The organism is Diaphorobacter ruginosibacter, from assembly GCF_014395975.1.
Taxonomy (GTDB): Bacteria; Pseudomonadota; Gammaproteobacteria; order Burkholderiales; family Burkholderiaceae_C; genus Diaphorobacter_A; species Diaphorobacter_A ruginosibacter.
In genome coordinates this window covers 3,304,076-3,322,280 of sequence record NZ_CP060714.1, presented here as the reverse complement: position 1 = coordinate 3,322,280, position 18,205 = coordinate 3,304,076, and the positions used below count along the sequence as shown (strand labels likewise).

Sequence of the window (18,205 nt, the reverse complement as noted above, 5' to 3'; positions counted from 1 at the left end):
CCCTTCGGCAAGAGGGCCGGTCAGTGCGCCCCGGAAGCCTCGGCACCCCCGCCGGCATGCGGCGCCGGACGCTTGGTGAACCAGATCAGCACGATCAATCCGAGGAACATGCAGGCCGACGCGAAGAAGATGTCGTTCGCGGCCTTGGTGAAGGCCTGCTGGTCGATCAGGCGGTTGATCTGCGCAAGCGCCTGCTCCTGATTCAGCCCCGTGGCCCGCAGGCCCCTGAGGGTGAGGGCAAACGGGCCCTGGCCCTGGATCATCAACTCGGTCAAGTGCGCATGGTGCATGGCTGCGCGGTTTTCCCACAGCGTGGTGGCGATCGACGTGCCCATCGCCCCGAGCGTGATGCGCACGAAGTTGCTGAGGCCGGCGGCGGCGGGGATGCGATCGGGCGTCAATCCCGCCAGCGTGATCGTGGTGAGCGGGATGAAGAAGAACGCCATCGCGCCACCCTGGATCAGCGTGGGAATCAGGATGTGCTGGAAGTCGGTGTCGGTGTTGAAGTGCGAGCGCATCCACAGCACGAGCGCGAACACCATGAACGCGAAAGTGGCCATCTTGCGCGGGTCCCACACCGAGACCTTGCGGCCCACGAGCGGCGTGAGAATGATCGCGAAAATGCCCACGGGTGCCAGCGCCATGCCGGCCGAGGTGGAGGTGTAGCCGAGCCATTGCTGAAGCCACAGCGGCAGCAGCACCACGTTGCCGAAGAACACGCCGTAGGCGATCGACAGCGCGATCGAGCCGGCCGCGAAGTTGCGGCGCAGGAACAGGCGCAGATCCACCACGGGGTGATCGTCGGTGAGCTCCCAGACGATGAAGACGGCGAAGCTCACCACCGCCAGCACGGCGAGCGTGATGATGGTGCTCGATGCGAACCAGTCGAGCTCCTTGCCCTTGTCGAGCATGAGCTGCAGAGCGCCCACCCACAGCACCAGCAGCGTCAGGCCGACCGTGTCGATCGGCAGCTTGCGCGTGGGAGTCTCGCGCTTGCGGTAGATGCTCCACGTCATGAATGCCGAGAGCAGGCCCACGGGCACGTTGATGTAGAAGATCCAGGGCCAGGAGATGTTGTCGGTGATCCAGCCGCCAAGCAGCGGGCCGACCACCGGCGCGACCAGCGTGGTCATGCCCCAGAGCGACAGCGCGATGCCGGCCTTGGAGGCGGGGTAGCTCGACAGCAGCAGCGTCTGCGACAGCGGGATCATCGGGCCCGCCACGGCGCCCTGCAGCACGCGGAACAGCACCAGCATCTCGAGCGAGGAGGCGAAGCCGCACAGCCATGAGGTGAGCACGAACAGCAGCACGCTCATCGTGAACAGCCGGACGGCGCCAAAGCGTTGCGTGAGCCAGCCGGTGAGCGGCACGGAGATCGCGTTGGCCACGCCGAAGCTCGTGATCACCCAGGTGCCCTGGCTGGGGCTCACGCCCACGTCGCCGGAGATGGCGGGAATGGCCACGTTGGCGATCGACGAATCGAGCACGTTCATGAACGTGGCAAGGGACAGCGCGAGCGTGCCCATGGCAAGCGTCGCGCCCTTGAGCGGCTCGGGCCGTGCGGGCATCGCGGGTGCGGCCGGCGGCGGTGCAGCTGGTGCGCCGGGTCCGGTGGATGCGGAGAGGGAAGACGACATGTGTTGTGCCTGCTGTCTCTATTCGCTTACTGGGCGTTGCTTGCGTCGGCTGCGGGCGACTGGGCGGCGGACGGCTCTGCCTGTGCGCCGATGGCCTTCACGGCCTGTTCGGACAGCGCAGGGAGGCGGGTGAGGGGCGGCAGGTTCTTGCCCGCGATGATCTGGGCGATGCGCGCTTCGGCCTCGGGCATGGAGGCGTCATACAGCGAAGTCTGCGCCACCGGTGCCTGGCGCTGGGTGCTGGCGAGCATGGTGCCGCTCTGGTCGCGGATGTCGGTTTTCACCTCCATCGACAGGCCCACTCGCAGTGGGTGCTTGGCGAGATCGGCGGGGTCGAGGCTGATGCGCACCGGGACGCGCTGCACCACCTTGATCCAGTTGCCGGTGGCGTTCTGCGCGGGCAGCAGCGAGAAGGCGGCGCCGGTGCCTGCGCCCAGGCCGACGATGGTCCCGTGGTAGGTGACCTTGTCGCCATAGACATCGGCTTCGAGTTCGGTCTTCTGGCCGATGCGCAGGTCGGCCAGCTGGCTTTCCTTGAAATTGGCATCGACCCAGAGGTTGTGAAGATCGACCACGGTCATCAGCGGCGAGCCCGCAGCGACGCGCTGGCCGAGCTGCACGCCGCGCTTGGCAACATAGCCGCCGACGGGCGAGATCAGCCGCGTGCGCTCCAGTGCGAGATAGGCTTCGCGCACCTTGGCTGCCGCGGCCAGCACGGTGGGGTAGTCGGCGGAGTTGCTGCCCTTGGTGGTGGCCTCTGCGGCGTCGAGTTGCGCCTGCGCAGCGCGCACGGCGGCCTGCGCCGCGGTCACGGCGTCCTTGGCGGACTTGGCCTGGGCCTGCGCGTGGTGGAACTCTTCCTGCCCGACGGCGCCGGTCAGCGTGAGCGGACGGCGGCGCTCCACGTCGTCGGCCGTGCGCGCGGCCTCGGCCTGCAGGCGCGACAGGTCGGCCTGCTTCGCCGCGACCTGCGCCATCAGCGGTGCGTTGTTGGCATACAGCGTGCGCGTCTGGCGGACGGTCTGCGCCAGTTGCGACTCGGCCTGCGACAGCGCCACCAGCGCGTCGGCGGTGTCGAGTTGCACCAGCAACTGGCCGGGCTTGACGAAGTCGGTGTCGTCGGCCCCGATGCTGATCACCGTGCCGCCGACCTGCGGCGTGATCTGCACCACGTTGCCGCCCACATAGGCGTTGTCGGTGGTCTGGTAGTTGCGGGCCACCATCCAGTGCCAGCCGCCCCAGGCGAGGGCTCCGACGATGCAGGCGGCGGCAACGATGGTCAGGCCCTTGCGGCGGCCCTGCGGATTGCCGGCCGATGCCGATGGTGCAGGGGCTGCAGAGGCGGATGCTGGTGCTGGTGCGGCGGTGTTGGGCTTGGTTTGGTCAGTCATGATTTCGGCGCTCTGTTATTCGTGAAAGTGGTTTTGCGACCGGGGGCGGCTGGCTGGCAGCAGGTGTGTTGCTGGCGTGTCCGTGCAGCCCGGGGTGGTGTGTTCAGTTCTTGGGAAGGGTGGCTGGGTGGGTCCGTGCCGGCTCAAGGGGTTGCTGCATACATCAATGGTTGCTGCTGACCTGCACCGTACCGGTGTCGTCCAGCCAGCCACCGCCCAGCGCCGACATCAACGCAATGCGGGTGTCGAGTTCGCGGGCGCGCAGTTCCACGGCCAGCTTGCGCTGGGTGATGACCTGGCCTTCGGTGTTCAGCACGACGATCTGGTTGGCGAGCCCCGCCTTGTAGCGCTGCACCGCGAAGTCGTAGGCTCGTTCGGCCTTGGACAGCGATTCGGTCTGCAGACGGTTCTGGCGTTCGAGCGATTGCACGGATGCGATTGCATCGCCCGCCGACTTCACCGCATCGAGCACCACGCCGTTGTATTGCGCGATGGCGGTATCCAGGTCGGCCTGCTTGCCCCGCAGTTGCGCGCGCAGGCGCTCGCCCTCGAAGATGGGCAGGCGCAGGGCAGGGGTCATGCCGAACTGGCGCGAGCTGCCCTTGAGCAGGTTGTCCAGGCCCAGCGCGTTGAGCCCGATGAAGGCGGTGAGATTGATGTCCGGGTAGAAGTCGGCGCGTGCGCTCGCGATGCCCTGCGTTGCGGCTTCCACGCGCCAGCGCGCGGCCACCACGTCGGGGCGGCGGCCCAGCAGGTCGGCACCCAGTACCGTCGGGATCTTCTGCACCTGCAACGTGTTGAGCTCGGGCGTGAGCGCGGCCTCTGCATCCGGCGCCTCGGCGCACAGCACGGCGATGGTGCGCCGCGCCAGGGTGATCTGCTCGTCAAGCATCTCGATCTGCGTGCCGGCGTCGGGCAGGCCCGCTTCGGCCTGTGTGAGCTCGACCTGGCTGTCCAGGCCCTGGCGCGTGCGCTGCTGGCTCAGCTCCAGAAGCGACTGGCGCTGCTGCAGCGTGCGCTCGGCCACCTCGCGCTGGGCCAGCAGGCGCGCCAGCGTGACATAGCTGCGGGCCACTTTCTCGGCCAGCTGGTTGGCGGCGGCCGCGCTGTCCGCCTTGGCGGCCCGGGCCTGGCCCAGGGCGGCCTGCAACTGCGCACCGTAGCGGCCGAAGAAGTCGGGCGTCCACGACAGCCCGGCCTGAAGATCGGCACTGTTGTAGATGTTGCCTGCGATAGGCGCGGGGATCATCCCGTTTTCCGTGTAGTGCTGGCGCGTGGCGCTGGCGCTCACCGTGCCGTGGACATCGGTGGCCGTGCTGCTGGCGGTGGCCAGCGCGGCGGCCTTGTCGAAGCGCGCGTGGCTGGCGGCGAGGCTCGGACTGCCCTCAAGCGCCTTGTCGATCAGGGCGTCGAGCCGGGCGTCGCCGAGCTGCTTCCACCAGTCGGGGGCCGCGATGGCTTCGGCACTGGAGGGATCGGCCGACGTGGTGAGCGTGGCCAGGCCGACGTCGGCCGCGCCGAGTTCCTTGTATGCCGGGTGATCGGGACCCTGCGATGCGCAGCCAGCCAGCGCCAGCGCCGCGGCGAGCGCGGTGATGGAGGCCAGAGGAGACAACAGTGCACGGGGTGATGTGCGGATGGGCTTGAAGGGCATGGTGTGTGCCTGCTTGGTGAGACGTGAAAGTGAAACTGGAGACTAAAAAGCGAAAGACGGAACTGAAGCGGCAAACGCGGGCTGGCGCCGTGTCCCGGTTCATTCAACCCGGCCCATGGGCGGGATGCTCGCCAGCGTAGTTGCAGCGCATGGCGTCGCCGTTGCGCAGCATGCGCTTGAGCATGTCGAGCATGAGCCTGCATTCATCGTGGGAGAAGCCATCGAGATGCTTGTTGAGCACGCGCGACAGCACTTGCGGAACCTCGGCCGCGATGCGACGGCCTTCGTCGGTCAGTGCAAGATGCACGACGCGTCGATCGGAGGTGGAGCGCTCGCGGCGCAGCAGCCCCTTGGCCTCGATGCGGTCCAGCGCCCGCGTGACCGAAGCGGGATCCATGCCCAGATCCTTGGCAAGCAGGGCATTGGTGGTCTCGGCGCACAGCAGCAGCTTGTAGAGCGGTAGCCATTGCACATAGGTCAGGCCGTGATCGGCCAGTTGGGCGTCGGCCTGTTGCAGGATCGAACTCAGCACACGCCGCATCAGAAAGCCGGCACTTTCAGTCGGGGTGTAGCTGCCGGGTTGGTAGAAGAACGTGCTCTCGTCCCCGGCATTCACGATCTGGCGGCCATCGGTTGTCATAACTTTGTCTTGACAATAGTTGTCATGTCAAATATATCGATGGCAATTATTGCACTTTGACCCATGTCGTCTTTTCTCTGCTCGGACGACACTAATGAGTTCGTGGTTATTGAGGAGCCTAAGTAAATGGGTGGGGTGCTGGTTCAGCTTCTGCTTTCTATGTTTGAGGGTGGAGGCCGGGAGTGCCCCCGGCGGGGCAGTAACTTTTTGGTCTTGCCCAAAAAGTCACCAAAAATGCGCTTTGAATGCGGGGGCACGCGGTAAAACTCACTTCGCGCTACGCGCTCCGTTCAGACAGCCACCGCGAGTCAGTCTGGAAGAGCTACGTACGGCACATCGCTGCGCTCGTGCCTGGGCTCGCCCGACTTCGGGCGAGCTGACTGCGCCCACTTTGAACGGCGAGGATGAATTGGGGCGCGACACATCTCGCGAAGTCGCGAGATGCCCCAGCACGAGCGCAGCGACGTGCCGAATGCTCCTCCCCTTCAACTGACTCACGGCGGCTGTTTGAACGGAGTGACGAAGGAACGAAGAGAGTTTTGCCGTGGGTATTAAGACGCCTTTTTGGTGACTTTTTGCGCGCGCAAAAAGTTACTGCCCCGCCGGGGGCACTCCCGGCCTCTACCCTCAACGAGACGCAGCCAACAAAAAAGCTGGCATTCTCACGCCAGCCTTGAGGGGAAGAGGGATAAGGGGGTGATGGGAAAGATCAGCCCAGCGGGAAGCGCATGGCCGCGATGATCACCAGCCCCAGGGCCAGGTTCAGGGCCACCAGCTTGCGGATGGAGGCGAGCGCGGCACCACCTGCGGGCCAGTCCCTGGCCTCGACTGCCGCGTTGAGCCGCTTGTACAGCGCGAAGCGGATGTGCCCGAACACGGCCATCATGATCACGCCCAGGACGGTCATGACGATCCAGGACAGGGGCATCGAGAACTGGGCGCCCACCTTGGCGGCCATGCCGTGCACCGATCCGATCAGGCCGATGCCGCTCAGGAGAATCAGCAGGATCAGTACGAGGACGGTCGAGAAGAACCGGCCCAGCACGTCGCGCATCAGCTTGACACGCACGGGTGCCTCCAGTTCCTGCGCTGCAGGGCGCAGGAAGAAATGGGCAAAGAACATGCCGCCCACCCAGATGACGATGGAGATCAGGTGGACGAGCTTGAGAATGATGAACAGCATGGGCGGTCTCTGTGGAAGGGGCGTCGTGGGGTGCGCGGTGGCACGGAGTCTACGGCAAACGACATGTCGCTTGGCAGTGGGGTCATCGCCTCGACTTCAGGCTCCACCATGCCAGCACGGCAACCATGCAAAGCAGTGCGGTGTTGACGGCCAGCACCACGTCGAATGCCTGCCCGAATGCGGAGAAGGCGGCGTCGGTCAGGCGGCGGATGCCTGTTTCGCTGCCCAGGGATTCGGCGAGCATCAATGCTTCGTCGAGGCTGTCGCGCACGGTGGAAGGCAGCGGAGCCGCGCCGGGCGTGGAGAGCTCGGCAAGGGGCGGCATCGCATGCGTGTAGACGGCCGACAGCAGCCCGCCGGAGAGCGTGATACCCAGCGCACCGCCGAGTTCGTAGGAAACCTCCTCGACCGAGGCGGCCATGCCGGCGCGGTCCTCTGGCGCGCTCAGCATGATGGTGCTCGATGCCGTGGTGATTGCCGCACCCATGCCGAGCCCCATCAGCACCAGGCTGCCGACCTGCCACAACGGCTGTTGCGCCGAGTGGGTGAGCACGAATGCCGCCATGCCGATACCTGCGACCAGGAGGCCGCCGGGCAGCATGCGCTGGTGGCCGATGCGCGAGAGCCAGTGCCCCGCGAGGGGGCCTGCCACGAAGGCGGCCAGTGGCAGCGGCAGGATCGCCCAGCCGGTCTGCAGGGGCGACTGTCCGAGCACGAGCTGCAGGCGCTGGCTGAACATGAGCTCCATGCCGATCAGCGCCGCGGCGGTCACCATGGCGCCTGCCACGGCGGCACTGAACGCGCGATGGCGGAACAGCGAGAGGTCGAGCAGCGGGTCGGCGCTGTCGAGTTGCCTGCGCACAAAGCGCCACGCGAACAGCGAGCCGATGACGAGCGCCGCGAGCGCAGCCAGCCAGTCGGGAGCCTGCTTGCCGGACTCCTTGACGGCGTAGGTGATGCCCACGAGCGCCACCAGGGCCTGCAGCGAGGCCACCGGATCCCATGGTCGGTCGGACGTCGGGCCGCCGCGCGGAATGAAGTACACGGCCAGCGGCAGCGCGATCAGCACGATGGGGACATTGATCAGGAACACCGACCCCCACCAGAAGTGCTCGAGCAGGGCGCCGCCCACCACCGGCCCGAAGGCCATGCCGCCCGAGGCGACCGAGGCCCACACGCCGATGGCGAAGGCGCGCTCCTGCTCGTTCGTGAACGTCAGCCGGATCAGCGAGAGCGTTGCCGGCATCATCATGGCCGCGCCCAGGCCGAGAAAGGCGCGCGCGGCGATCAGCCAGCCTGCGGTGGGAGAGAACGCCGCCGCCAGCGAGGCCAATCCGAATACCGCCAGTCCGGCAACGAACAGCCGCTTGTGGCCCAGCCGGTCGCCAAGCGTGCCCATGCCCAGCAGCAGCCCGGAAACGGCCAGCGCGTAGGCATTCATGATCCAGAGCTTGGCTGACGCGGATGCCGCCAGTTCATGGGTGAGCCGAGGCAACGCGGTGTAGAGCACCGTCACGTCGATCACGATCAGGAGCAGCGCCACGGAGACGATGGCAAGGATGAGCCAGCGTCGGGCGTGCAGCGCGGCCGGCGGTGAAGCGCCGGTGGCGGACGGGGAGGATGGGGTGCAATGGGCGTTGGTGCGCGTTTGCATGGGGATCTCTGACTCGGAAAGAACTGAAAAAAAGATGTCGATCCTATTTTCAATCAATTAAATGATTGAATAAAGTTTGATTTAATCAGTAAAATTGATGAATGAAGCCGGATTTCGAATGGACCCTGGATCGCCTTCGTCACTTTGTCGCTGTTGCCGATTGCGGAAGCATGACAGCCGCCGCGCGTTCGCTCGGGCGCGCGCAGTCGGCGGTCAGCATGTCGATAGGACTGCTGGAGGCCGATCTCGGGCTGGAGCTTTTCGAGCGCAGCAGCCGTAACTTGCAGATCACTCCTGCGGGCGAGGTGATGCTCGGCGAGGCGCGCGAGCTTCTGCTGCAGGCGCAGGCGCTGGAGATGCGCGCGCAGGTGCTGGCGCGCGGGCAACCGGCGCAATTGGCCGTCGCGATCGACGAGGCGCTGCCGTGCCTGCCGGTAGCCCAGTTGCTGTCGGAGCTGGCGCAGCGCAATGGCGCCATCGCGCTGAGCACGCTGTGCGGATCCTCGAAGGAGGTGGCGAACTACGTGATGCAGCGCCGCGCGCAGATTGGCTTCCAGATCGATCGCGGGGCCGCGCTGCCGGAGTGCGCGCAGCACTTCATGTCCACCGTGCCGCAGAAAATCTACGTGGCCGCGCACCATCCGCTTGCCGTGCCGGATGCGCGCGTCACCTGCAAGGCGCTCGCGGCGCACCGGCAGATCGTGGCGCAGATCGACGGCATGGACGAGAGCATCATCAGCCCGCAGGTCTGGCGCTTCGACAGTTCCTACATGATTGCCGACATGGTGGCGGCGGGCGTCGGCTGGGCGATTCTTCCGGAGAACGTGGCGAACTACGTGCGGCCGTACCACCGGCTGGTCGAGCTGCACTGCGAGGAAATGGTGATGCCGCCGCTGGTGGTGCGCATGCTGTGGCTGCAGGGCACGAGCCTGGACGAGACGTCGCGCTGGATGCAGGAGCGCTTTGCACAGTTGCAGGGCGGCGCGCAGGCTGCTTGAGCGGATCGGCTCATTCGTCGTCGATGGAGGCGCTCCAGCGATCGTCCCAGTCGTGGCGCACCTGATCGATCTGCCGGCGGTCGCGCTTCGTCGGGCGGCCCTCGCTCAGCGTGGCTGCCGGTTCGGGAGCGAGGCGGCGCCGTTCGGCCGCTTCGGCGCGGGCCTTCTGGCTGGCCTCGGTTTCCTTGTACAGCTGCTGGGCCACGGGCGCGGGGCCGCGCATGTTGCTGAGGGCCTGCACGACCACGATGCGCTCCACCACTCCCTGGCGCAGCGACACCGTGTCGCCCACGCGCAGTTCGCGTGCGGCCTTGGCGTTCTGCTGGTTGACGGTGACGCGGCCCTTGCCGATTTCCTCCACGGCCACCGAGCGGGTCTTGTAGAAACGGGCGCACCAGAGCCATTTGTCCAGGCGCATCGATTCGAGTGTTGAGTTCATCGCCTTCATTGTGCCTCCAACGCAGCCTGGCGGTGGGCGCATTCCGTTCGCTCAGTCAGTCAGTGCAGGGCAGCAGCACCCCTGCATCCAGTCCTTCGATCCCCCCGCGTGATCGAGCCGGTTCCCGAGGGTGATGCTGCCCCCCAGCGCCTGCACGATCTGCCGGCAGATGGCGAGGCCCAGCCCTGATCCGGTGCGCACGTCTCCGGCCGAAAAAGGCTGGAACAGGCGGCTGGCCAGTTCGTCATCGATGCCCGGGCCGGTGTCCGAGATCGTCATGCGCGCGAGCCCTTCGTCCGTCAACTGCAGGCTGACATTGAGCGTGCCATGCTCGGGCGTGTGGCGGATCGCGTTGTGCAGCAGGTTGCGGCACAGCTCGCGCAGCATCCATTCATGGGCCTGCACCCGTACCGGCACGGTGTGGATGCCGAAATCCAGGTCCTTCTGTGCGATCAGCGGCGAGATGTCGAGCGCCACGTCGCGCAGGATCTCGTCCCAGCGCGCCTGTCCCGGCTGGCTCTGCTGGCGCAGCTGTTCCACCTTGGCGAGCGCCAGCATCTGGTTGGCCAGTTGCGTCGCACGGTCGACCGTTCCGCCGATCTCCTGCAGGGCCTCGCGGTGCGGCAGGTCGTCGCGCAGCGCCGATTGCACCTGGGTCTTGAGTACGGCGAGCGGTGTGCGAAGCTGGTGCGAGGCATCGCGCACGAAGCGCTGCTGGTGCTCGAGCAGGTGCGACAGCCGCTGCATGACATCGTTGGTGGCGTCGACCAGCGGCTGCAGTTCCTGGGGCGCGGAGGCCGAGCCAATGGGGGACAGATCGTCTTCCGCCCGCTCCTGGATTGCATGGCTGAGCTGGCGCACCGGCCGCGTGGCACGCTGCACGACCAGTACGACGATGAGCGCGATCACCCCGAGCAGCACGAGCTGCCGCGCAATCGTCTCCTGCATGATCTGCAGCGCGGCGGCCTGGCGGATCTCGAGCGTTTCCGCGACCTGGATGACGGCCATGCCGCGCCCTTCGGCGCTCGCCACGGGCTGCAGCAGCACGGCTACGCGCACGGGCTCGCCGCGGAATTCGGCGTCATAGAAGTCGACCAGCGCCGCATAGGGTGGGCGCGGCGGTATCTGTCCATGCCACACGGGCAGTTCGGCAAAGCCCGAGATCAGCTCGCCATGCATGTTGGAGACGCGATAGAACATGCGGCTCTGGTTGTCGGCCTCGAAGGCCTCCTGCGCGGAGTAGGGCACGGTGGCGCGCAGTTCGGCCAGATCGTCGTAGCCGGTGACGTCCAGCTCCTCGCTGATGCTCTTGGCGGAAGCGAGCAGCGTGCGGTCATAGGCGGTGTTGAGCGCGACCAGCGTCTTGCGGTACAGGCTGTAGGTATTGAACGAGATCAGCAGCAGCGTGGGCACGAGGATGCCGACCAGCAACTGGCGGCGCAGCGACCAGCCGCGCCAGCTTGCCTGTTCGGCCTGCTCCGCCGGGCGCCTGCGCTCCTTCACTGATCGGCCTTCAGCAGATAACCCAGGCCGCGCAGCGTCATCAGCGACACGCCGGTATCGGCCAGCTTCTTGCGCAGCCGGTAGACCACGACCTCGATGGCCTCGTACTGCACGTCGGGCTGGCCGGGAAAGACGGCCTCGTACAGGCGCTCCTTGCTGAGGGCGCGTCCCGGGTGCGCGAGCAGGGCGCGCAGCAGTGCCTGCTCGCGCGGGGTGACTTCCATGGGCTCGTCCCGCAGGTAGAAGAGGCCGCTGCTCCTGTCATGGCGCAAGGCGCCCAGCGTCGTTTGCGAGGGCGCCGAGGGCTGGGCTTCCTGCTGATCGGCGCTGCGGCGCACGAGCGCCCGCAGCCGGGCTTCGAGTTCGTCCAGATCGAAGGGCTTGGGCAGATAGTCGTCGGCGCCTGCGTTGAGGCCGCGCACGCGATCGCCCACGGTGCCGCGCGCGGTCAGCACCAGCACGGGCGTGCGCAGCCCGCGGGCACGTGCCTGCTGCAGCACCTGCAGGCCGTCGAGCCCGGGCAGCGTCAGATCCAGGACCACCGCATCGTGTGGCTTGGCGAACAGTTCCGTGAGCGCGGCCGCGCCATCGCCGAGCGCGGTCACCTGAAAGCCGCGGCGCGCGAGCGAGCGCTGCAGCGTCGTGCGCATCGTGGGGTCGTCTTCAACCAGAAGCAATTGCATGGGCGGCACATTAGCAGGTGGCGCGGGTCGAATTGCTGCGGTGGTATCCGTGTTATCCCTCATACGGTGGACAGCGATTTGACAGCTTGATTGAGCATGATGGCATCCGTAATTCCATAAAACAGGAGAAGAGACACATGCGTCGCGATACCTTTCTGAAATCCATGGCCGCACTGGCCGCCGTCGGCTCGCTGCCGCTGTCCGCGCGCGCGGCGGTGGCAATGAAGATGATGCTGCCCGCCAACCCCGGCGGTGGCTGGGACACCACGGGTCGTGCGCTGGGCAAGGCGCTGCAGGACGCTGGCGTGGCTTCTTCCGTCACCTACGACAACAAGGGCGGTGCCGCAGGTGCCATCGGCCTTGCGCAGTTCGTCAACGGCTCCAAGGGCGACCCCAATGCGCTGATGGTGATGGGCGCGGTGATGCTGGGCGGCATCATCACCGGCAAGCCCCCGGTCAACCTGAGCCAGGCCACGCCGATCGCGCGCCTGACCAGCGAATACAACGTGTTCGTGCTGCCGAGCAACTCGCCGTTCAAGACGATGGCCGACGTGGTGGCCCAGCTCAAGAAGGACCCCGGCAGCGTGAAGTGGGGTGGCGGCTCGCGTGGCTCCACCGAGCACATCGCGGCAGCGATGATCGCGCGCGAGGTGGGCGTTGATCCCGCCAAGATCAACTACGTGGCATTCCGTGGGGGCGGCGAGGCCACCGCGGCCATCCTGGGCGGCAACGTCACGGTCGGTGGCAGCGGCTACAGCGAGTTCGCCGAGTACATCACCACCGGCAAGATGAAGGCGATCGGCGTGACTTCGGGCCAGCGCCTGCAGGGCCTTGATATCCCGACGCTCAAGGAGCAGGGCATCAACGTCGAGATCGGCAACTGGCGAGGCGTGTACGGCGCACCCGGCATCAGCGCCGAGCAGCGCAAGGCGCTGGTGGCCGCTGTCGAGAAGGCACTCAAGAGCAAGGCCTGGGCCGAGGCGCTCGAGAAGAACGGCTGGACCCCGGCATGGCTCGGTGGCGAGGCGTTCGGCAACTTCGTGGACCAGGAGTTCGCCAGCCTGCGCGCCACGATGGTCAAGTCGGGCATGGTCTGACGAATGCCTGAAAACCGGGCCTGAAAAGCCAGGCCTGAACCCCGCACGGGCGCACGGCGCCCGTGCCACAGAACCCGAAAACGCCGAGGAGCGCCCCCTGTTTGCAAGGGGTGTCGGGTGGCTGTTGTCTCTCCCTTTCATTCATTCAATCATCGACAAGCAGGCAGGTGCGGATCATGTCAGAAGCCTTATCCAATGCCGCTGCGGCGCCGCCCGCAGTGGAATCATCCATTCCTTCCCCCAAATGGCAGGCCGCGGTCGGCCTGGGGGTGCTCGCCGTGGCCGCCGTGATGGCGGCCGGTGCGCTGCAGATTCCGGGTGATTCCGGGTACGGCGGCGTCGGCCCCAACTTCCTGCCGTGGGCCTGCGCGGCCGTGCTTGGTGTCTGTGGCGTGCTGCTGGTCTGGGAAGCCCTGTCGGGTGGATACCGGCACATGGCCGATCCGGGCGGCGCAAAGCGTGCGCAGCTCATTCCGTTCGCGTGGGTGACGGCGGGGCTGCTGCTGAATGCGGCACTGATCACCCACCTGGGATTCATCATCGGCTGCACGCTGTGCTACGCGCTCGCCGTGCAGGGCCTGCGCCGCGCCGACGGCCAGACGGGGCTGCTCGCGCCGCGCCGCCTGTTCATCGATGTGCTCACTGGGCTCATCATCTCCGCACCGGTGTTCTGGGTGTTCACGCAATTCCTGGCGATCAACCTGCCGGGCCTGACTGAAACAGGGTGGCTGTGATGGATATCTTCAACGCATTGATGCAGGGCTTCGCCACCGCGATCACGCCCGCCAATCTTCTGTGGGCGCTGGTGGGTTGCGCCCTGGGTACCGCCGTCGGCGTGCTGCCGGGCATCGGCCCTGCTGTGGCGGTGGCGATGCTGCTGCCGATCACCGCCAAGGTCGACGTCACGGCCTCGATGATCTTCTTCGCCGGCATCTACTACGGCGCGATGTACGGCGGCTCGACCACGTCGATCCTGCTGAACACCCCGGGCGAGACCGCCAGCATGGTGACGGCGATGGAGGGCAACAAGATGGCCAAGAGCGGGCGCGCAGGCGCGGCGCTGGCCACCTCGGCCATCGGCTCGTTCGTTGCCGGCACCATCGCGACCGTGGTGGTCACGCTGTTCGCCCCCTCGGTGGCGGACTTCGCGGTCAAGCTCGGCCCGCCGGAGTACTTCATGCTGATGGTGCTGGCGTTCACCACGGTGAGTGCCGTGCTCGGCCAGAGCAGCCTGCGCGGCATGACGGCACTGTTCCTCGGGCTGGCGCTGGGCTGCATCGGCATGGACCAGATCTCCGGTGCGGCACGCTACACCGCGGGCCAGATGGAACTGCTGGACGGCATCGACATCGTGCTGGTCGCCGTCGGCCTGTTCGCCGTGGCAGAGGTGCTCTACAACGCACTCTACGAAGGCCGCGTGGATGAATCGCAGAACAAGCTCAGCAAGGTCTACATGACCAAGCGCGAGTGGAAGCGCTCGATCCCCGCATGGATTCGCGGTACGGTCATCGGCACGCCGTTCGGCTGCATTCCCGCAGGCGGCACCGAAATCCCTACCTTTCTTTCGTACGCCACCGAGAAGAAACTCGCCAAGGATGAGGACAAGGCCGAGTTCGGTACGACCGGCGCCATCGAAGGCGTGGCCGGCCCCGAGGCCGCCAACAACGCCACGGTGACGGCGGCGCTGATTCCGCTGCTCACGCTGGGTATTCCCACCAGCAATACCACGGCCGTTCTGCTGGGTGCCTTCCAGAACTACGGCATCAACCCCGGTCCCCAGCTGTTCACGAGTTCCGCCGCGCTGGTCTGGGCACTGATCGCCTCGCTCTACATCGGCAACGTCATGCTGCTGGTGCTGAACCTGCCGATGGTGGGCATGTGGGTGAAGCTGCTGAAGATCCCTCGTCCACAGCTCTATGCGGGCATCCTGATCTTCGCAACCGTGGGTGCCTACGGCATGCGCCAGAGCACGTTCGACCTGTTCCTGCTGTACTTCATCGGCCTCCTGGGTGTGCTGATGCGCCGCTATGACTTCCCGACGGCTCCGGTGGTTGTCGGCATGATCCTGGGCCCGCTCGCCGAGGCGCAGATGCGCAACGCGGTGTCGATCGGCGAGGGCAGCTGGATGATCTTCCTGCAGCGCCCGATGTCCGTCACGCTGCTGGTGATCGTGCTGCTGGTGCTCATCGTGCCGCGCGTCATGCGCTACCGGGCAAGCCGCAAGATCGAGATGATCGAAGCGCCGGCGAACTGAACTTTCACCGCGCTTCATCGAGCCGCCATTTCCTGGAGATGGCGGCTCTTTTTCATCGCCGGGCAGCCACAATATGAAAAGCGGCCGCTCGGGGGGCAGCGGGCGGAGAGCGCCGAGATACGTTTGGCGACCAGGATGTTGTTGCTCACAAACATGCGGTTGCGCTTTAATCAGCGACAATTGATATACGACAGAAATCGCCGAAGTCGATGCGGGGCGTCCGGGATGAGTGAGCCTAGACTTCGCGGCATGCCCACACGCAAGATCTGGCCTTCATCTCGTCGTTATCGGACCGTCGCGGAATTTGGCGATTTTTCTGCTGGCCGCCAGTCATTGCCAAACCGATTGCAGGAGTTCAGCATGAACGCAGAAGTGATTGATGATGACCGTGTTTACGAAAACGCTGCCGAGCTGTTCAAGGCCATGGCGGCACCCATGCGGCTGCGCATCATCAGCGCGCTGTGCAATGGCGAGAAGAATGTGTCGGAGCTGCTGTCTTCCATCGAAACCACGCAGCCCAACATGTCGCAGCACCTGAACACGCTCTACCAGGCGGGCATCCTCGGCCGCCGCCGTGAAGGCGTGAGCATCTACTACTACATCACCAACGAGAAGGTCGTGCAGATGTGCCGCAGCGTGTGCCTGCAAATGGCCATCGAGGACTGAACCTGACGGTTCGGCTCCCCCAAAAGCAAGGCAACCCGCGGGTTGCCTTTTTTTCGGTTCATGAATTGCCGGGGATTGCAATAAGGTGGCCTGTGCAGCGCGTGCCCGCTTTGAACCGGCCACCCCAATGCTGATATGGCCCCTCAGGGTTTCAGGTACACGTAGCCTTCCTTGGCCTGCAGGCGTGCAACTTCCGCCACGCCCGAGGGAACGATCTTCGTTTCCATCAGCAGGTTGGACGGGTCGATCTTGCGTGTCTGCAGGGTGTTGTTGCATACCTCGAAGGCCACGCCACGCGATGCCAGCGCGCTCACCTGGCCGCTGAATTCGCGGCCCTTGCTGTCCTTGGCGTCATTCAGCAGGAAATCGATGCCGGGGCCGTGCGTGACCACCACGATCTTGTCCTTGGGTGACGCGTTCAGGTGATTGTTCAGGTTGTTGAGGATGGCAGCGGCTGTCTCGACACCGGTGTTCACGTGGTAGACCACCTTCACATCCTGTGCAAGCGAAACGCTCGCGACCAATGAAAAGAGAAAGGCGAGAAATACGCGCTTGAACATGGGGAGCTCCTAAATGACTGTGTATTGCTATGGTGTTTTTCCAGCCCCAAAATATCGCTGGTAACTTATATTAGCACCTGCTTTTTCCCTCTCGAAGGGGCCTTTGCGGAAATGGCCGGCAAGCCAGCGGTCGATTCCACGGATGCAGAGACTCCCTTGAGGAATGGGGCGAACATCAGAATATCAGAGCAATGGGCCCTGCGCATGCAGGCAGGACCCTCAACAGGAGTCAATTGTCATGTCGAAGCCCGGCCATTCGTTGCGTTGGATTGCAGCCGCTGTGCTGATGGGACTGCAGATGCCGTCATTCGCGCATGGGGCCCACGGAAGCGAAGTTCCTGGCGCGCAGGTCGCGCAAGCGGGCGCTGCTGCTGCCACGGCCAACGGCGCCGCATCCGCCGCGACGGTGAAGATGGAGGTGAAGAAGGTCGCCCCCCATGCCTATTACGTCCAGGGGCTGTCGGCGCTGGGGTCGCCCGCCAACCAGAACTTCATCTCCAATGCGGGCTTCGTGGTGACGGACGACAGCGTGGTGGTGATCGACGCGCTGGGCTCGCCCGCTCTGGCGCAGGAGCTGGTCGAGCGGATCAGGACCATCACGCCCAAGCCGATCAGCACGGTCATCCTGACCCACTACCATGCCGACCACATCTATGGACTGCAGGTGTTCAAGGCGCTGGGCGCGAAGATCATCGCCAACGGGCTGGCCAAGGAGTACATCAACTCGGATACCGCCCGGCTGCGCCTGGAGGCGTCGCGCACCGAACTGGCTCCATGGATCGACGCGCAGACCCGCATGGTGAATGCGGACGAGTGGATGGCGGGCGATTCGAGCAAGCTCACCATCGGCGGCACCGAGTTCGTGCTGCAGCATATGGGCCCGGCGCATACGCCCGAGGACACCGCCATCTTCCTGCCCGGTACGGGCGTGCTGTTCATCGGCGACGTGGTGTTCCGCAATCGCATTCCCTACGTGGGCCAGGCCGACAGCCGGCACTGGATAGCGGCCCTGGATTCGCTGCTCAAGCTGCCGGTGAAGGTGATGGTGCCCGGGCATGGCCCTGCGTCGGAGGACCCGCGTGCCGACATGCAGCTCACGCGCGACTACCTGGGCTACCTGCGCGAGTCGATGGCCAAGGCGGCTGAGAACCTCGATCCGTTCGATGACGCCTACAAGGCAACGGACTGGTCGCGCTTCGAGAAATATCCGCTGTTCAAGGAGGCCAACCGCATGAACGCCTACAACACCTACCTGCTGATGGAGCAGGAGAAAAAATGATGGGCACTGCGAACCGGCGCGAGGCGCTGTCCGCGATGGTGTTGGGTTCCGTGGCGCTGCTGGCGGCGCCCGTAGCCCTGGCTGCGCCGGACGCCTCGGAGAGGCTGCTTCCGACCACGGGCAACCTCAAGGCCAGCCTGGATGAGGCGCTGGCGCGCGGCGAGCCGCTGATCGTGCTGGCCACGCTGCATGGCTGTCCGTTCTGCAAGGTGGCGCGCGAGAACTATCTGGTGTCCGAGCTGCGCAACGGCAGAGCGGTCACGCAGATCCATTTTCTCTCGCGCGATCCGGTCGTGGATCTGCGGGGCCAGGCGACGACGCATGGCGCGCTCGTCAAGCAGCTCGGCATCGAGGCGGCACCCACGCTCCTGTTTCTCGGCAGCGGAGGGCGTGAGGTAGCCCCGCGCCTTGTGGGCGGATCCACCTCGGATTTCTATGCGGCCTATCTGGATGAGCGCGTCGCGCAGGCACGCAGCAGCGTGCGCTCCTCGAGCCCCTGACTGACGGAGCGGAACCGAACCCGCTTCCCATGCGCCGGGGAGGAGGGCGCTGCCCGCACTTCACGGG

16 protein-coding genes and 1 pseudogene are annotated in these 18,205 nt (G+C 65.7%); 7 read left to right on the top strand and 10 right to left on the bottom strand.

All coding sequences use genetic code 11. The features are described 5' to 3' along the window. Nucleotides 1–20 precede the first annotated feature (20 nt). The 6 genes from H9K76_RS15120 to H9K76_RS15095 form a co-directional block, all read right to left on the bottom strand. Entirely contained in the window at nucleotides 21–1,637 is a 1,617-nt protein-coding gene (locus H9K76_RS15120; RefSeq protein WP_187596193.1) for a DHA2 family efflux MFS transporter permease subunit, read from the bottom strand. A 26-nt stretch (nucleotides 1,638–1,663) separates the two neighbouring features. Then, complete coding sequence (locus H9K76_RS15115) at nucleotides 1,664–3,028, bottom strand: HlyD/EmrA/EmrK family protein (RefSeq protein ID WP_187596192.1); 1,365 nt, start codon at nucleotides 3,026–3,028, stop codon at nucleotides 1,664–1,666. Between the two features lie 163 nt (nucleotides 3,029–3,191). Beyond that, complete coding sequence (locus H9K76_RS15110) at nucleotides 3,192–4,682, bottom strand: efflux transporter outer membrane subunit (RefSeq protein ID WP_187596191.1); 1,491 nt, start codon at nucleotides 4,680–4,682, stop codon at nucleotides 3,192–3,194. 103 nt (nucleotides 4,683–4,785) lie between these two features. Continuing rightward, nucleotides 4,786–5,322 (bottom strand): MarR family winged helix-turn-helix transcriptional regulator, encoded by a 537-nt coding sequence (locus tag H9K76_RS15105; protein ID WP_187596190.1) that lies wholly within the window; start codon nucleotides 5,320–5,322, stop codon nucleotides 4,786–4,788. A gap of 709 nt (nucleotides 5,323–6,031) precedes the next feature. Beyond that, a complete protein-coding gene (locus H9K76_RS15100; RefSeq protein WP_187596189.1) occupies nucleotides 6,032–6,505 on the bottom strand; it encodes a CopD family protein in 474 nt (157 codons plus the stop codon). Between the two features lie 82 nt (nucleotides 6,506–6,587). Further along, nucleotides 6,588–8,159 carry an MFS transporter gene (locus H9K76_RS15095; RefSeq protein WP_187596188.1) on the bottom strand — a complete coding sequence of 524 codons (1,572 nt, stop codon included), beginning with the start codon at nucleotides 8,157–8,159 and terminating at the stop codon, nucleotides 6,588–6,590. Nucleotides 8,160–8,329: 170 nt separating this feature from the next. Here H9K76_RS15095 and H9K76_RS15090 point away from each other — a divergent pair, with 170 nt between their 5' ends. Continuing rightward, the gene (locus H9K76_RS15090) at nucleotides 8,330–9,157 is read left to right on the top strand and encodes a LysR family transcriptional regulator (protein WP_246475042.1); all 828 of its coding nucleotides are present in this window, start codon (nucleotides 8,330–8,332) and stop codon (nucleotides 9,155–9,157) included. A gap of 10 nt (nucleotides 9,158–9,167) precedes the next feature. On the opposite strand, the gene H9K76_RS15085 is transcribed toward H9K76_RS15090, so the two are convergent. The 3 genes and pseudogenes from H9K76_RS15085 to H9K76_RS15075 form a co-directional block, all read right to left on the bottom strand. Continuing rightward, nucleotides 9,168–9,596 (bottom strand): RNA-binding S4 domain-containing protein, encoded by a 429-nt coding sequence (locus H9K76_RS15085; RefSeq protein ID WP_187596186.1) that lies wholly within the window; start codon nucleotides 9,594–9,596, stop codon nucleotides 9,168–9,170. A gap of 55 nt (nucleotides 9,597–9,651) precedes the next feature. Beyond that, nucleotides 9,652–11,099: pseudogene (locus H9K76_RS15080) on the bottom strand (sensor histidine kinase). Further along, nucleotides 11,096–11,782 carry a response regulator gene (locus H9K76_RS15075; RefSeq protein WP_187596185.1) on the bottom strand — a complete coding sequence of 229 codons (687 nt, stop codon included), beginning with the start codon at nucleotides 11,780–11,782 and terminating at the stop codon, nucleotides 11,096–11,098. The pseudogene H9K76_RS15080 and the gene H9K76_RS15075 overlap by 4 nt, the downstream one beginning before the upstream one ends. A 137-nt stretch (nucleotides 11,783–11,919) precedes the next feature. Between H9K76_RS15075 and H9K76_RS15070 the strand changes: the two genes are divergently transcribed. From H9K76_RS15070 to H9K76_RS15055, 4 genes are all read left to right on the top strand, one after another. Further along, nucleotides 11,920–12,879, top strand: coding sequence for a Bug family tripartite tricarboxylate transporter substrate binding protein (locus H9K76_RS15070; RefSeq protein WP_187596184.1), 960 nt, complete (start codon nucleotides 11,920–11,922; stop codon nucleotides 12,877–12,879). Between the two features lie 176 nt (nucleotides 12,880–13,055). After that, nucleotides 13,056–13,613, top strand: a complete 558-nt coding sequence (locus tag H9K76_RS15065; RefSeq protein ID WP_187596183.1) for a tripartite tricarboxylate transporter TctB family protein — start codon at nucleotides 13,056–13,058, stop codon at nucleotides 13,611–13,613. Further along, on the top strand, nucleotides 13,613–15,133 hold the full coding sequence (locus H9K76_RS15060) for a tripartite tricarboxylate transporter permease (protein WP_187596182.1): 1,521 nt from the start codon (nucleotides 13,613–13,615) through the stop codon (nucleotides 15,131–15,133). Before H9K76_RS15065 ends, H9K76_RS15060 begins: the two co-directional genes overlap by 1 nt. Nucleotides 15,134–15,493: 360 nt before the next feature. Continuing rightward, a complete protein-coding gene (locus H9K76_RS15055; protein ID WP_187596181.1) occupies nucleotides 15,494–15,799 on the top strand; it encodes an ArsR/SmtB family transcription factor in 306 nt (101 codons plus the stop codon). A 143-nt stretch (nucleotides 15,800–15,942) separates the two neighbouring features. Here the strand turns inward: H9K76_RS15055 and H9K76_RS15050 are convergent, their stop codons facing one another. After that, nucleotides 15,943–16,359: a DsrE family protein gene (locus H9K76_RS15050; protein ID WP_187596180.1), complete on the bottom strand. Its 417-nt coding sequence runs from the start codon at nucleotides 16,357–16,359 to the stop codon at nucleotides 15,943–15,945. Between the two features lie 238 nt (nucleotides 16,360–16,597). Here H9K76_RS15050 and H9K76_RS15045 point away from each other — a divergent pair, with 238 nt between their 5' ends. Together H9K76_RS15045 and H9K76_RS15040 are read left to right on the top strand one after the other, a co-directional pair. Next, the gene (locus H9K76_RS15045; RefSeq protein WP_425489597.1) at nucleotides 16,598–17,638 is read left to right on the top strand and encodes an MBL fold metallo-hydrolase; all 1,041 of its coding nucleotides are present in this window, start codon (nucleotides 16,598–16,600) and stop codon (nucleotides 17,636–17,638) included. After that, entirely contained in the window at nucleotides 17,635–18,138 is a 504-nt protein-coding gene (locus H9K76_RS15040) for a thioredoxin domain-containing protein (protein ID WP_187596179.1), read from the top strand. The genes H9K76_RS15045 and H9K76_RS15040 overlap by 4 nt, the downstream gene beginning before the upstream one ends. The last annotated feature ends 67 nt before the right edge of the window (nucleotides 18,139–18,205 follow it).

Bases quoted from the DNA above. Each gene is read 5' to 3' on its own strand.
- H9K76_RS15065 (WP_187596183.1), top strand. From the start codon at position 13,056: ATGTCAGAAGCCTTATCCAATGCCGCTGCGGCGCCGCCCGCAGTGGAA.
- H9K76_RS15120 (WP_187596193.1), bottom strand. From the start codon at position 1,637: ATGTCGTCTTCCCTCTCCGCATCCACCGGACCCGGCGCACCAGCTGCA.
- H9K76_RS15095 (WP_187596188.1), bottom strand. From the start codon at position 8,159: ATGCAAACGCGCACCAACGCCCATTGCACCCCATCCTCCCCGTCCGCC.
- H9K76_RS15045 (WP_425489597.1), top strand. From the start codon at position 16,598: ATGTCGAAGCCCGGCCATTCGTTGCGTTGGATTGCAGCCGCTGTGCTG.
- H9K76_RS15040 (WP_187596179.1), top strand. From the start codon at position 17,635: ATGATGGGCACTGCGAACCGGCGCGAGGCGCTGTCCGCGATGGTGTTG.
- H9K76_RS15105 (WP_187596190.1), bottom strand. From the start codon at position 5,322: ATGACAACCGATGGCCGCCAGATCGTGAATGCCGGGGACGAGAGCACG.
- H9K76_RS15115 (WP_187596192.1), bottom strand. From the start codon at position 3,028: ATGACTGACCAAACCAAGCCCAACACCGCCGCACCAGCACCAGCATCC.
- H9K76_RS15110 (WP_187596191.1), bottom strand. From the start codon at position 4,682: ATGCCCTTCAAGCCCATCCGCACATCACCCCGTGCACTGTTGTCTCCT.
- H9K76_RS15100 (WP_187596189.1), bottom strand. From the start codon at position 6,505: ATGCTGTTCATCATTCTCAAGCTCGTCCACCTGATCTCCATCGTCATC.
- H9K76_RS15050 (WP_187596180.1), bottom strand. From the start codon at position 16,359: ATGTTCAAGCGCGTATTTCTCGCCTTTCTCTTTTCATTGGTCGCGAGC.
- H9K76_RS15055 (WP_187596181.1), top strand. From the start codon at position 15,494: ATGAACGCAGAAGTGATTGATGATGACCGTGTTTACGAAAACGCTGCC.
- H9K76_RS15090 (WP_246475042.1), top strand. From the start codon at position 8,330: ATGACAGCCGCCGCGCGTTCGCTCGGGCGCGCGCAGTCGGCGGTCAGC.
- H9K76_RS15085 (WP_187596186.1), bottom strand. From the start codon at position 9,596: ATGAACTCAACACTCGAATCGATGCGCCTGGACAAATGGCTCTGGTGC.
- H9K76_RS15070 (WP_187596184.1), top strand. From the start codon at position 11,920: ATGCGTCGCGATACCTTTCTGAAATCCATGGCCGCACTGGCCGCCGTC.
- H9K76_RS15075 (WP_187596185.1), bottom strand. From the start codon at position 11,782: ATGCAATTGCTTCTGGTTGAAGACGACCCCACGATGCGCACGACGCTG.
- H9K76_RS15060 (WP_187596182.1), top strand. From the start codon at position 13,613: ATGGATATCTTCAACGCATTGATGCAGGGCTTCGCCACCGCGATCACG.